The 12,655-nt window shown below is 62.0% G+C and carries 12 protein-coding genes; 4 read left to right on the top strand and 8 right to left on the bottom strand.

Annotation, left to right across the window (positions count from 1 at the left end; genetic code table 11):
* Positions 1 to 308 precede the first annotated feature (308 nt).
* From PMM47T1_RS26175 to exaC, 6 genes are all read right to left on the bottom strand, one after another.
* Positions 309 to 1,046, bottom strand: a complete 738-nt coding sequence (locus tag PMM47T1_RS26175) for a LexA family transcriptional regulator (protein ID WP_008374801.1) — start codon at positions 1,044 to 1,046, stop codon at positions 309 to 311.
* A gap of 125 nt (positions 1,047 to 1,171) precedes the next feature.
* On the bottom strand, positions 1,172 to 1,699 hold the full coding sequence (gene ppa / locus PMM47T1_RS26170; protein WP_008374799.1) for an inorganic diphosphatase: 528 nt from the start codon (positions 1,697 to 1,699) through the stop codon (positions 1,172 to 1,174).
* 113 nt (positions 1,700 to 1,812) lie between these two features.
* Complete coding sequence (locus tag PMM47T1_RS26165; protein ID WP_008374797.1) at positions 1,813 to 2,631, bottom strand: zinc-dependent peptidase; 819 nt, start codon at positions 2,629 to 2,631, stop codon at positions 1,813 to 1,815.
* A gap of 3 nt (positions 2,632 to 2,634) precedes the next feature.
* A complete protein-coding gene (locus tag PMM47T1_RS26160; protein ID WP_008374795.1) occupies positions 2,635 to 3,291 on the bottom strand; it encodes a DedA family protein in 657 nt (218 codons plus the stop codon).
* Positions 3,292 to 3,458: 167 nt separating this feature from the next.
* Positions 3,459 to 3,917, bottom strand: coding sequence for a GNAT family N-acetyltransferase (locus PMM47T1_RS26155; protein ID WP_008374794.1), 459 nt, complete (start codon positions 3,915 to 3,917; stop codon positions 3,459 to 3,461).
* Positions 3,918 to 4,072: 155 nt separating this feature from the next.
* Positions 4,073 to 5,593 carry an acetaldehyde dehydrogenase ExaC gene (exaC, locus tag PMM47T1_RS26150; protein WP_008374792.1) on the bottom strand — a complete coding sequence of 507 codons (1,521 nt, stop codon included), beginning with the start codon at positions 5,591 to 5,593 and terminating at the stop codon, positions 4,073 to 4,075.
* 285 nt (positions 5,594 to 5,878) lie between these two features.
* Here exaC and PMM47T1_RS26145 point away from each other — a divergent pair, with 285 nt between their 5' ends.
* The 4 genes from PMM47T1_RS26145 (at position 5,879) to PMM47T1_RS26130 (ending at position 10,151) form a co-directional block, all read left to right on the top strand.
* Complete coding sequence (locus PMM47T1_RS26145; RefSeq protein WP_008374790.1) at positions 5,879 to 7,780, top strand: sigma-54-dependent Fis family transcriptional regulator; 1,902 nt, start codon at positions 5,879 to 5,881, stop codon at positions 7,778 to 7,780.
* Between the two features lie 115 nt (positions 7,781 to 7,895).
* Positions 7,896 to 9,245: a UDP-N-acetylmuramate:L-alanyl-gamma-D-glutamyl-meso-diaminopimelate ligase gene (gene mpl, locus PMM47T1_RS26140; RefSeq protein WP_008374788.1), complete on the top strand. Its 1,350-nt coding sequence runs from the start codon at positions 7,896 to 7,898 to the stop codon at positions 9,243 to 9,245.
* Positions 9,242 to 9,871 (top strand): flavin prenyltransferase UbiX, encoded by a 630-nt coding sequence (gene ubiX, locus PMM47T1_RS26135; RefSeq protein ID WP_008374786.1) that lies wholly within the window; start codon positions 9,242 to 9,244, stop codon positions 9,869 to 9,871. Before mpl ends, ubiX begins: the two co-directional genes overlap by 4 nt.
* The gene (locus PMM47T1_RS26130; protein ID WP_043301552.1) at positions 9,864 to 10,151 is read left to right on the top strand and encodes a YceK/YidQ family lipoprotein; all 288 of its coding nucleotides are present in this window, start codon (positions 9,864 to 9,866) and stop codon (positions 10,149 to 10,151) included. The genes ubiX and PMM47T1_RS26130 overlap by 8 nt, the downstream gene beginning before the upstream one ends.
* Positions 10,152 to 10,180: 29 nt before the next feature.
* On the opposite strand, the gene PMM47T1_RS26125 is transcribed toward PMM47T1_RS26130, so the two are convergent.
* Both PMM47T1_RS26125 and PMM47T1_RS26120 read right to left on the bottom strand, forming a co-directional pair.
* Positions 10,181 to 10,822, bottom strand: coding sequence for an oxidoreductase (locus PMM47T1_RS26125; protein ID WP_008374782.1), 642 nt, complete (start codon positions 10,820 to 10,822; stop codon positions 10,181 to 10,183).
* Positions 10,823 to 10,848: 26 nt separating this feature from the next.
* The gene (locus tag PMM47T1_RS26120; protein ID WP_008374780.1) at positions 10,849 to 12,579 is read right to left on the bottom strand and encodes a C13 family peptidase; all 1,731 of its coding nucleotides are present in this window, start codon (positions 12,577 to 12,579) and stop codon (positions 10,849 to 10,851) included.
* Positions 12,580 to 12,655: the final 76 nt, after the last annotated feature.

Genomic DNA, 12,655 nt, shown 5'->3' with positions numbered 1-12,655 from the left:
TGATGTGGAACACACGCCTGCAGCGCGGTCCCCTGCGGTAGCGGCGCAGACAGCGGTTGCAGGGGGAATGGTTTTCTTGCAGGCATTAAAAAGCCGGCTTGTGGCCGGCTTCTCGTCGACAGTCTTGGTCTGTTTTTGGCAAACCGCAACCGCCTTCTAAAAATGTAGAACCAATGACCTTGCGTCATCGGTTAGCCAGGCAGTGATGGTTGCCGCCGGGCTTGGGTAGAGACCGGTCGTAAACGAACGGCGCTACCAAAAGGTGCGGCAAGAATAACGACATTCCAGCCAAAAGCCCAGCACAAATGTCACTCCTTCTCATCTTCACGGCTATCTGGGCGTTGGCGTTGCAGAGTGGCCCACCAGAACACCCAGCCCAATACCTCGATGGGTTCCTCGGCGCTGAGCAGCTCATCAGCGTATTCGCGCAGGTTGTCCGCCCGTAGCCGCAAGGCATCGCAGGTCATGGGGTAGAGGGTGCGTATGCAAAGCTCGCCTTCAAGAAGCAGCGCGTAGGTGTGGCCAGCCGTGGGAGTTTTGAGGCTGCGGTCGATGGCAAGGGCTGCGCCGGCCTGAATGCGTGGAGCCATGCTGTTATCGGGCATGGTCATGGCCACGCAATTCCCCGGTGCCATGGACAACCTTTCAAACGTCGCCAATGGCAAACGCAGGTATAGGTTTTCCACCGCAAGCAGCTGATTCCCCAACGGCCGATGAAAGGGCAACTGGATATCGGTATCGCGGCTGGCTGCCAGCAGTGCAGGGTTACCCAGCGGGTTCGTGCAGTCCTGGTCAAAAAACATCTCCTGCGGATCGCTGGGTGGAAATGGCGGCGGGAAGCGGTATTTGGGGCCCAGGCCGGTACGTAACCAGCGGGTATGCACGCACAGCAGTTGGGCGATGTCATCAAGGCGGGCCACGGGTACACCGCGGCGTATCCAATTATTGACGTGTTGGGGCAGCACATTGCGGTGCAGGGCGAGGTCCGAAGGGGTGAGGTGGCAATCGTGCAACAGGGTCTTGAGGCGGTCACCGGAGCTGATCATGGGGCGTTTTCCGGGTTGAGGGTGTTGCCCGGATTCTGTCATCGCCCATCAGATGCTGATGTAGGACGTTTCTGAGCGCATAAAAAAACCCTGCACAGGGCAGGGCTTTTTCGTCAGCAGGTGGTTCAGCCTTTATAGGCAGCAACCGACTTGGTGATTTCGGCGCGGGCAGCGTCTGCGTTGCCCCAGCCTTCGATCTTGACCCACTTGCCTTTTTCGAGGTCTTTGTAGTTCTCGAAGAAGTGCTTGATCTGTTCCAGCAGCAGGGCTGGCAGGTCGGTGTATTCCTTCACGTCAACGTACAGCTGCGACAGCTTGTCGTGAGGCACGGCCAATACCTTGGCGTCGCCGCCGCCGTCGTCGGTCATGTGCAGGATGCCTACCGGACGAGCGCGGATTACCGAGCCAGGAGCAACCGGGTAAGGGGTGACTACCAGGACGTCCAAGGGATCACCGTCATCCGCCAGGGTGTTGGGGATGAAGCCATAGTTGGCCGGGTAGAACATTGGGGTGGCCATGAAGCGGTCAACGAACAGGGTGTCGCTGTCCTTGTCGATTTCGTATTTGATCGGCGCGTGGTTGGCCGGAATCTCGATGGCGACGTAGATGTCGTTCGGCAGGTCTTTGCCAGCCGGAATCTTGCTGTAGCTCATTGGGCGTTGCCCCCGTTGTAGGCCAGTAAAAATGGCCGTCTAGGCCAAAAAGTGGCGTCGATTATTGCATAGATTGGCGGCGTTGCCACGCATGGCCAGACGGCGGGGGCCGCTCAGGCGTGATGGCTGTGCCGGTAGTCGGGGTGGCTGCGTTGCAGGCCATGCAGGCGCGCAAGCGGGTCTTGCCGGTAGAAGGCCTTGAGCTGCGTGTATACGTCCGGGTAGGCCTGGTGCAGCAAGTCGGGTGCGGTGAAGAAATACTCGCTGGTGACGGCGAAGAACTCGGCGGGGTTTTCCGCCGCATAAGGGTCGATGGCGGTTTCGGCGGCGAGATTGTGGTCCAGTTGCTTGTTGAGGTCGTCGTAGGCGTGCTGCATGGCGCTGGCCCAATCACTCACCCGCATGTTTGCGTGCAGGGGCGGCAGGCCGTTGGCGTCGCCATTGAGCATGTCGAGCTTGTGCGCCAGTTCATGGATCACCAGGTTGTAACCCTCCCAGCCACCGCTGTTCAGCACCCCGGGCAGGGCAAGGATAATGGGCCCCTGTTGCCAGGCTTCGCCGCTGTGCTCGCCGTCCCAGCTGTGCTCCACGCCACTGGCGTCGCGGTGGCGCTGGGGGCTGAGGAAATCATCGGGGTAAAGCACGATCTCGTGGAAGTTGCCGTACCAGTTCAGGTCGCCCAGGTGCAGCAGCGGCAGCTGGGCCTGGGCGGCCAGCAGCAGGCGAGTCTCGTCGACCAGTTGCACCCCGTCCAGGCTGGTAAGGTGCTTGTCCAGCAAGAACAGCACGCTATGCTCGCGCAGCCACTGGTCTTCCTCGACACTGATGCCGTCGAGGATCGCCAACCTGTGCCGCACCTGCTTCCACAACTGCGGGTCCAGTGGATGCCTGGCCAGGGCCCTGCGTCGGCGCCAGGCGCTGAGCGACCACATGGCTTAGCGCGAGGACGCCTTGGCGGTCTTGCTGCCCATGCGGCTCTTGACCACGCCAATGATCATCGGCACCAGCGACAGCAAAATGATGACCAGCACCAGCAATGACAGGTTCTTCTTGATGAACGGCACGTTGCCGAAGAAGTAGCCCAGGGTCACCAGGCCGCCGACCCAGATAACCGTGCCAACCACGCTGAACGCCAGGAAGCGCGGGTAGAACATCTTGGCGATGCCGGCCACGAACGGGGCGAAGGTGCGCAGGATGGGCAGGAAGCGCGCCAGGGTGACGGTCTTGCCGCCATGGCGTTCGTAGAAGTCGTGGGTCTGCTGCAGGTAGTCGCGGCGGAATATCTTCGAATTGGGGTTGCTGAACAGCTTTTCCCCGGCCGTTCGGCCAATCACATAGTTGGTGCTGTCGCCCAGGATGGCGGCGGCCATCAGCAATGCGCCCACCAGCCATGGGTCCATGCCGCCACCGGCGGCCACGGCGCCAGCGATGAACAGCAGCGAGTCGCCCGGCAGGAAGGGGGTCACCACCAGGCCGGTTTCACAGAAGATGACGAGGAACAGGATCGCGTAGATCCAGGGACCGTAATTGGTGACCAGCAGATCGAGGTAGGTATCGAGATGCAGAATCAGGTCAAGCGGGTTGAAATCCATGTGCAACACCTGTGCAGGGCCCGATGCTACGGGCTTTGGGGCGACTTGAGGGGCGTTAGGCTGTTTCGGTTACAAATCGTACAACCTGAGGTGCCAGAATTATACGACCGGAAAGCGGTAATGCCCCACGAGTTTGTAGCCAGGCGTGTCGGATTTGTGTGAAGAAATCAGTCAGAGTTGATAGGCAGCACGTAGTTGAGGAACTCGGTGTCCTGGTGGAACCCGATGGACTCGTACGTCTTCTGTGCCACTTCGTTGCTGGCACTGGTGGATACACGCAGGCGCACGGCCTGGGTTTCCTTGGCCATTTTCTTGGCGGTGCGCAGCAGATGGTCGGCTACCAGCTGGCGGCGAGCGTCTTCGGCAACGTAGATGTCGTTGAGGATCCACACGCGTTTGAGTGATAGCGAGGAGTAACTGGGGTAAAGCTGGCAGAAGCCCAGCAGCTTGCTGTCGTCATCATCGGGCAGGGCCAGGTAGATGACCGATTCCTTGCGGCGCAGGCGCTTTTCCAGGAAGGCGCGGGACGAATCGGGATACGGCAATTCGCCATAGAATTCGCGATATTTGACGAACAACGGAGCAATCATGTCCAGATGCTCCAGCGATGCTTGGATAATTCGCATAACGGGCCTCACGTGCTGACGGATGTTGGCGGCCAATACCACAGCATGCCGTTGGTCCGATGCTGCCCTAAAACAATTAGAAAGCGCAATCAAACGGACGCTGAAATGAATCAGCCCGGTCATGCAAGCACAACCGGGCTGACACACTGTTCAGCTTAGAAGAAGCCGAGCGGGTTGATGTCGTAGCTTACCAACAGGTTTTTGGTCTGCTGGTAGTGGTCCAGCATCATCTTGTGGGTTTCGCGGCCCACGCCGGACTTCTTGTAGCCGCCGAACGCGGCATGCGCCGGGTACAGGTGGTAGCAGTTGGTCCACACGCGACCGGCCTTGATGCCACGGCCCATGCGGTAGGCGCGGTTGATGTCACGGGTCCACACCCCGGCGCCCAGGCCGAACTCGGTGTCGTTGGCGATGGCCAGCGCCTCGGCTTCATCCTTGAAGGTGGTGACACTCACCACCGGGCCAAATATTTCTTCCTGGAACACGCGCATCTTGTTGTTGCCCTTGAGCAACGTGGGCTGGATGTAATAGCCGGTCGACAGGTTGCCTTCCAGCTTTTGCACCTGGCCGCCGGTGAGCAGTTCGGCGCCTTCGTTCTTGGCAATTTCCAAGTACGAGAGAATCTTGTCGAATTGCTGCTCGGACGCCTGGGCGCCGACCATGGTATCGGTGTCCAGTGGGTCGCCACGCTTGATCTGCTCGATTTTCTTCATCACTTCTTTCATGAAGGCCGGGTAGATCGACTCCTGGACCAGCGCGCGCGAGGGGCAGGTGCACACCTCGCCCTGGTTGAAGAACGCCAGCACCAGGCCCTCGGCAGCTTTTTCAATGAAGCTCTGTTCGGCCTGCATGATGTCTTCGAAGAAGATGTTCGGCGACTTGCCGCCCAACTCCACGGTAGACGGAATGATGTTTTCGGCCGCGCATTTCATGATGTGCGAGCCCACCGGGGTGGAGCCGGTAAAGGCGATCTTGGCGATGCGCTTGCTGGTGGCCAGCGCCTCACCCGCTTCCTTGCCGAAACCCTGGACGATGTTGAGCACGCCGGGTGGCAGCAGGTCGCCGATCAGTTCGATCAGCACGGTGATGCCCAGCGGCGTCTGCTCGGCGGGCTTCAACACCACGCAGTTGCCGGCGGCCAATGCCGGGGCCAGTTTCCAGGCCGCCATGAGAATCGGGAAGTTCCACGGGATGATCTGCCCCACAACGCCCAGCGGTTCATGGATGTGATAGGCCACGGTATTGCCGTCTATCTCGGCGGCGCTGCCTTCCTGGGCGCGCAGGCAGCCAGCGAAGTAGCGGAAGTGATCGGCAGCCAACGGAATGTCGGCGTTCAGGGTTTCGCGCACGGCCTTACCGTTGTCCCAGGTCTCGGTGATGGCCAGGGTTTCCAGATGTTGCTCGATACGGTCGGCAATTTTCAGTAGCACCAGCGAGCGGGCCTGCACCGAGGTACTGCCCCAGGCGTCGGCAGCCGCGTGGGCGGCGTCCAGCGCTTTATCGATGTCTTCGGCAGTGGAACGGGGAAATTCGGCAATAGGCTGGCCATTGACCGGCGAAGTGTTGGTGAAGTACTGACCTTTGACCGGCGCGACGAACTCGCCGCCGATGTAGTTACCGTAACGGCTCTTGAAGTTGACCAGAGCCCCTTCGGTACCAGGATGTGCGTAACGCATGGTGAGTATCTCCTTGGTTTTTTGTACTTTTGGCTGGAGGACGCGCTTGCGGCGTTTAATAGCGTAGAGCAAGTGTCGGGCCAGTGCCTTGAAACCCCGTAAAGTCAGGGGGTTCAGGCCGCTCTGGAGGAAAAGTTAGCGGGCTGTCGTGGCAAAGCCGCTACAGGCTGGGTGACACTTTGTGCCATGGATGGGACAGCTGTGACCCATGGGTCGAAGGTGGCATTGCATTGGTCCAGCGCCTGGAGGATGCTTGAGCGGAACTCCACGGGAGAATAATAAAAAGTGCACAGTGATCATCTCAGCCGTCACGCCCGCCAGGTTCTCACCGTCACCCGGGGCCAGGCGTCGGCGCGCGGCCCTGCCAGCGACCCCTCCATTGCCCGTTCGTGGTTGCGTTGTCTGGAGGACTACCACCTGGATCCCTCCCTGGCCATGGCGCCCACAGTGCTGGAGCATGGGCGCATCCTTGAAAGCCGCGAACGCATGCGGCAGGTACTGCAGATTGCCGGCAGTGAAATGGCCAGTCTGCACCAGCAATTATCCGGCGCCGGCCATGCGGTGCTGTTGACCGACGCCTGCGGCATCATCCTCAACTGCGTCACCGCGCCCACCGAGCGCAAGGTATTCGAGCGCGCGGGCCTATGGCTGGGCGCCGATTGGAGCGAGGCCAGCGAAGGCACCAACGGCATCGGCACCTGCCTGGTGGAGCGCCAGGCCCTGACCATTCACCAGGACGAGCATTTCCGGGGCCGCCATACCGGGCTGACCTGTTCGGCCAGCCCGGTGTTCGACCCCAGCGGCGAACTGCTGGCGGTATTGGACGTTTCCTCGGCGCGCACGGATGTGTCTCGGCAGAGTCAGTTCCACACCATGACCCTGGTCAACCTCTCGGCCAAGGTGATCGAGAGCTGCTATTTCATGCGTCATTTCGAAGATCAGTGGCTACTGCGCTTCCATTTGCAGGCCGAGTCGGTTGGCATGTTCAGTGAAGGGCTGCTGGCGTTCGACGAGCAGGGGCGTATTGCAGCGGTCAACCAGAGCGCGCTGAACCTGCTGGGCCGGGGGCGCGGTAGCCTGGTGGGGCAGCCGGTTGAGGCATTTTTCGACTGCGCCCTGGGTGAGTTGTTGGCCCGCGCGACCAGCGAGGCGGGCGCTTGCTGGCCACTGCGCAGTCGTGATGGCCGCTCCTTGTTCGCCAGCCTGCGGGGGCGTCCGCGAGCCTTGGCCATTCCTGTGTCGCTGCCAGTGGCAACGCCGCCCGCCCAGGACATCTGCCTGGGCGACGCGCGTCTGCAACAGGATTTTCGCCGGGCGTTGAAGGTATTCGAGCGCGATGTGCCGCTGATGGTCCATGGCGAAACCGGTTCAGGCAAGGAGGCGTTCGCCAAGGCCGTACACCAGGCCAGCCAGCGCGCGGGCAAGGCCTTCGTCGCGCTCAATTGCGCCTCGCTGCCCGAAACCCTGATCGAAAGCGAACTGTTCGGCTACCGCGGCGGCAGCTTCACCGGCGCGCGCAAGGAAGGCATGCGCGGCAAGCTGCAGCAGGCCGACGGCGGCACCTTGCTGCTCGACGAAATCGGCGATATGCCCCTAGCCTTGCAGACCCGCCTGTTGCGCGTGCTTGAGGACCGCATGGTGGTACCACTCGGCGGCGAGGCGGTGGCCGTGGACGTGCGCATCATCAGCGCCACCCACCGCAATCTGCTGGAGCGCGTGCGTGATGGCAGTTTCCGCGAAGACCTTTATTACCGCCTCAATGGGCTGGAGATCGACCTGCCGGCGCTGCGCGAGCGCACCGACAAGCCGGCGCTGCTGGCTTTCATCCTGGCCCAGGAGGCGGGGGGCGAGCCTATTCACGTTGACCAGCAGGCCACCGAGGCGTTGCTGGCGTTCCACTGGCCGGGCAACGTGCGGCAGATGCGCAACGTGCTGCGCACCTTGGTGGCCCTGAGCGAGGGCGGTCGCGTGACATTCGCTGACCTGCCGGGTTACCTGCGCGAGCATGCCCAAGTGGCGCCATCGCCCGAACAGCCCTTGGCCGAGGCCGAGCGCACGGCGCTGATCAACGTTCTGGAGCGCCAGCGCTGGCACATGACCCATGTGGCGGAAGAATTGGGGGTAAGCCGCAACACGCTCTATCGCAAACTGCGAAAGCACGGCCTGAGCCGCCAGATCAACGCCTGAATGGCCACGCCGCGCCTATAGGAATCAGGTCACTGCACAGGAGTGAGGACATAATCAGCGCGTGAGATTTTTCCTACCCTACGTTAACCTGCCTCGATGTTTCGCGAGGTCAATCATGCATATTCACATTCTCGGTATCTGCGGCACGTTCATGGGCTCGCTGGCGGTACTCGCCAAAGAACTGGGCCACCACGTCACCGGTTCCGATGCCAACGTCTATCCCCCCATGAGCACGCAATTGCAGGCCCAGGGTATTGAGTTGACCCAAGGCTACGATGCCGGCCAACTGAATCCGGCTCCCGACCTTGTGGTCATCGGCAACGCGTTGTCGCGTGGCAACCCGGCGGTGGAGTATGTGCTGAACAAGGGCCTGCCCTACGTGTCGGGCCCGCAATGGCTGGCCGACCACGTGCTGCAAGGTCGCTGGGTGCTTGCCGTTGCCGGTACCCATGGCAAAACCACCACCAGCAGCATGCTGGCCTGGGTGCTGGAGCATGCCGGTATGGCGCCGGGCTTCCTGATCGGGGGCGTACCACAGAATTTCGCGGTATCGGCGCGCCTGGGCGATACGCCATTCTTCGTGGTGGAAGCCGACGAGTATGACAGTGCGTTCTTCGACAAACGCTCCAAGTTCGTCCACTACCGCCCGCGCACGGCCATCCTCAACAACCTGGAATTCGACCACGCCGACATTTTTCCGGACCTGGCCGCCATCGAACGTCAGTTCCACCACTTGGTGCGTACCATTGCGAGTGAAGGGCTGGTGGTCCACCCTACCACCGAGCCGGCACTCAAGCGTGTGATCGAGATGGGTTGCTGGACCCCGGTGCAAACCACGGGCGCCGGTGGCGAATGGCAGGCGCGGCTGCTGAGCGAAGACGGCTCGCATTTTGAGGTGCTGTTCAACGGCAAGGTCGAGGGCACGGTGAACTGGCCGCTGACGGGCCAGCACAACGTGGCAAACGCCTTGGCCACGCTGGCCGCTGCCCGCCACGTGGGCGTGGTCCCGGCCATGGGTATCGACGCCCTCAGCGCCTTCAAGAACGTCAAGCGCCGCATGGAAACCGTGGCCCAGGTTCACGGGGTTACCATCTACGATGACTTCGCTCACCACCCTACGGCCATTGCCACTACCCTGGATGGCTTGCGCAAGCGAATCGGCGATGCGCCGTTGATCGCCGTGATCGAGCCGCGCTCCAACTCCATGAAGCTGGGTGCCCACCGTGACGGCCTGCCGGATAGCGTGCGCGATGCCGACCAAGTGATCTGGTACGCACCACCGAACCTGGGCTGGGACCTGGCGGCCACCGCCGCGCAGTGCCCGGTTCCGGCCATTGTCGCGGATTCGCTGGAGGCGATCATCGCCCGGGTCAAAAGCCAGGCGCAGCCAGGTACCCACGTGGTGATCATGAGTAACGGCGGCTTCGGCGGCCTGCACCTGAAGCTAGCCGAGGCGCTCGCATGAGTGGCCCGGAACGCATCACGCTGGCCATGAGCGGTGCCTCTGGCGCCCAGTATGGCCTGCGCCTGCTTGATTGCCTGGTGCGGGAGGACCGTGAGGTGCACTTCCTCATTTCCAAGGCGGCCCAACTGGTGATGGCGACGGAAACCGACGTTGTCCTGCCGCCCAAGCCCCAGGCAATGCAGGCGTTCCTGACTGAATACACGGGGGCGGCGGCGAACCAGATCCGCGTGTACGGCAAGGAAGACTGGATGTCACCGGTGGCGTCGGGTTCCGGCGCCCCGGCGGCGATGGTGGTGGTGCCGTGTTCCACGGGTACCCTGTCGGCCATCGCCACCGGCGCCTGCAACAACCTGATCGAGCGCGCTGCCGACGTCACCCTCAAGGAGCGTCGGCAACTGATCCTGGTGCCCCGTGAGGCGCCGTATTCCACGATTCACCTGGAAAACATGTTCAAGCTGTCGCAAATGGGCGCGGTGATCCTGCCGGCATCGCCAGGCTTCTATCACCAGCCGCAGACCATCGATGACTTGGTGGACTTCGTGGTGGCACGGGTACTGAACCTGCTCAATATCCCCCAGGACATGCTGCCGCGCTGGGGCGAATACCACTTGGGCGGCGATGAATAAGTCGCTGGTCTGCCTGCTTGCAGGGTTGCAACTGAGTGGTTGTGCCAGTGTTCGTACGCTGGATGCGGCCAAACCCGGTGCGCCGATTGTCTATTCAGGGGCGCGCCTGGATTGGTATGCAATAGAAGGGGGGTGCTGCCCTGTGGACAAGTTCGGCGCCGAACCGCCGGCCTGGCCCCAGGTGGACTTGCCATTGAGCACGCTGCTGGACACGTTGTTGCTGCCCCTGTCGGCGCTCACGGTACTGGGCTTCGGCGTGCAGGCCCAGGGCGGCCTGTAGCGTCGTGGCTCCAGGGCGGGCGGGATAAACTATTTGCCCAACCTGCGCAGTTCATCCGATTCCACCACGCGTATCCCATCCTGCTCTTCCAGCGCCAGGCGCCACAGGGCACGGGCCAGTTGGCAGGCTTCGATGCCACGGTATTTGCCGGGGATCAGCTTGGCAAGCGGCGCCACCAGTTGCTCGCCCAGGCGCGGTTCGATGCGGCTGCCCAACAGCAGTGACGGCCGAGCGATGGTCAACTGTGGCCAGCCCTGCGCCTTCAGATCGCGCTCTGTCTCGCCCTTCACACGGTTGTAGAAGATCTTCGACGTGTCGTCGGCATCAATGGCGCTGATCACCAGCAGGTGCCGTGCACCCATGTCCCGTGCGCGCTGGGCGTAGGCCACCACCATGTCGTGGTCGACTTCACGAAACGCTTCCTGAGACCCAGCCTGTTTGATGGTGCTGCCCAGGCAGCAATAGGCGACGTCGACCCGCCCGTCCAGACCCGGCAGCAAGTCGCTGAATTTACCCACTGGATTTTCCAGGTGCGGGTGTTCGGCAAGGGGGCGACGGGTAGGCGCCAGAACCCGGCTGACCGTGGGTTCATTGAGCAGGCGGTCGAGCAAATGCTCACCAGTGAGACCGGTGGCTCCAGCAAGCAGGATGTGCTGCGGCGTCAAGTACATGATGTCTCTCCCTTGATACAACAAGCTTAGTGGCTTGCTGTACTTTTTGCCTGTTGCGCGCTTAGTGCCGCACTTTGCAGCGCTCGCTTGGCCTGCTGCTGGCGAAGCCGCTGCCAGTGGGCCAGAACACCTTTCGGAGCCCAGATCTGCGGGTCGGACGCTTCGAAACTGTCCGCTGCTTCACGTTCGGCAACATGCTTGCGGGCAAGTTCGAATGCTTGTTGCAGGTCATCGGTTTCGTTCAGCGCCTGGGCAAACAGGGCATCGCCGAAGTAGGTGAAGTCTGACTCTTCCGAGCAGCCGAACGACACGCGGTCGGCCCTGGACGCTGTCATCACCAGTGTATGCTCATCCTTGAGTGCCGGGATGAAACCTCCGGAGTAGCACGCTGATATCACCACGATCTTGTCGCGGTTCTTCAAGGGTGCCAGCACTGCGGCCAATTCGTCCGGTTGCAGGTCGGAGAGCTGCAGGCGCGGCTGGTCCAGCACCAGTTCGTGCTCATGGGTGCCGTGGCTGGTCAGGTAAATAAACACCAGGTCTTCGGCGCCGCTGCGCTGGGCAATGGTTTGCACCGCCCGGCTGAGGGTTTCGCGGCTGGCCATGGGGCGGTCATTCAAGTGATCGCGATGGTTGACCAGGTTCACCTGTCCGACCGCGCCGAAGCGGCTGGCCAGCATGTGATTCACGTAGTCGGCTTCGCGCATGAAGACACTTTGCTTGCCGTCGCCGGCCAGCGTCAGGCTGTACAGCTGGATTTCGCCATTGGTGGACGCAGGCACCGCCGCCAGCGCTTTTTCCAGCAGTGCGCCCTGGTTTAGCAGGCCCAGCTCCAGGGTGTCGGGCAGTAGTTTGCCTTCGGCGTTGCGTACGCGCTGGCCGTTGGTCCACAGGCCGGTTTCAACCTCGCCGTCCTTGTGGGTCAGGGTGCCTCGGCCGTCGTAGGTGTCGTTGTCGAAAGTGCCCACGTAGCTGCTGCCGTCGGCCAGCGACAGGCTGCCCGGCCCGGCAAAATGCCAGTCATCGAAGCGGCCCTTGTAGTGGCTACCGTCGCTGCCGAACATTTCGCCTTCGCCGGTCAGCGCGCCTTCCTTGAACTGGCCGATCCACACGTCGCCTTCGGCGCTTTCGTAGCGCCCGCGGCCTTGCAGCTGATTGCCGTGGAAGTCGCCAATGTATTGATCGCCTTCCGAGCTGCTGAAGGTGCCATGCCCCTCCAGCTCGCCATTGACGAAGGTGCCGGTGAACTGGTTGCCGCTGGCGTCGCTGCGCACGCCTTCGCCGTTGGGTTTGCCGTGGGCAAACACGCCCTGGTAGTCGCTGCCGTCGTCCAACTCCAGGTGCCCGGCACCGGAATACTGGTCGGCCTTAAATTCACCGCGGTAGGTTTGGCCGGGCTCCTTGAGAGTGCCTTCACCATCGCGGCGGCCCAGTTTGAAGGTGCCGGTGTAGGTGGTGCCGTTGGCGCTCAGCGTGCCCTGGCCATGAAACAGCCCCTGCTGGAAGTCGCCGCGATACACCTCGCCGTTGCTGCCATGCCATTCGCCCTGGCCATGCCATTGGCCGTTGAGGAAGGCCCCGGCATACCAGCTGCCGTTGGGGTAGTCGATCCGGCCCTGGCCCTGCAACAGACCATTGACCACCTCGCCACGGTAGCGGCCGCCATCGGGCAAGCGTGCATCGGGAGGGGAAAGGGACTCGCCATCGCCGCAGGCGGTGATCAATAAGGTCAGGGCGAGGGGAACGAGTGGGCGCATGGCGGGATCCGGGCAAGTAAGGCGCCGAGTATGCCGCACAATGACCCCGGTGAAACAGCCACCGGGGTGGTTTGAA

The organism is Pseudomonas sp. M47T1, from assembly GCF_000263855.1.
Taxonomy (GTDB): Bacteria; Pseudomonadota; Gammaproteobacteria; order Pseudomonadales; family Pseudomonadaceae; genus Aquipseudomonas.
The sequence above is the reverse complement of the archived record's forward strand: the minus strand, read 5'-3'. Positions and strand labels throughout refer to the sequence as shown.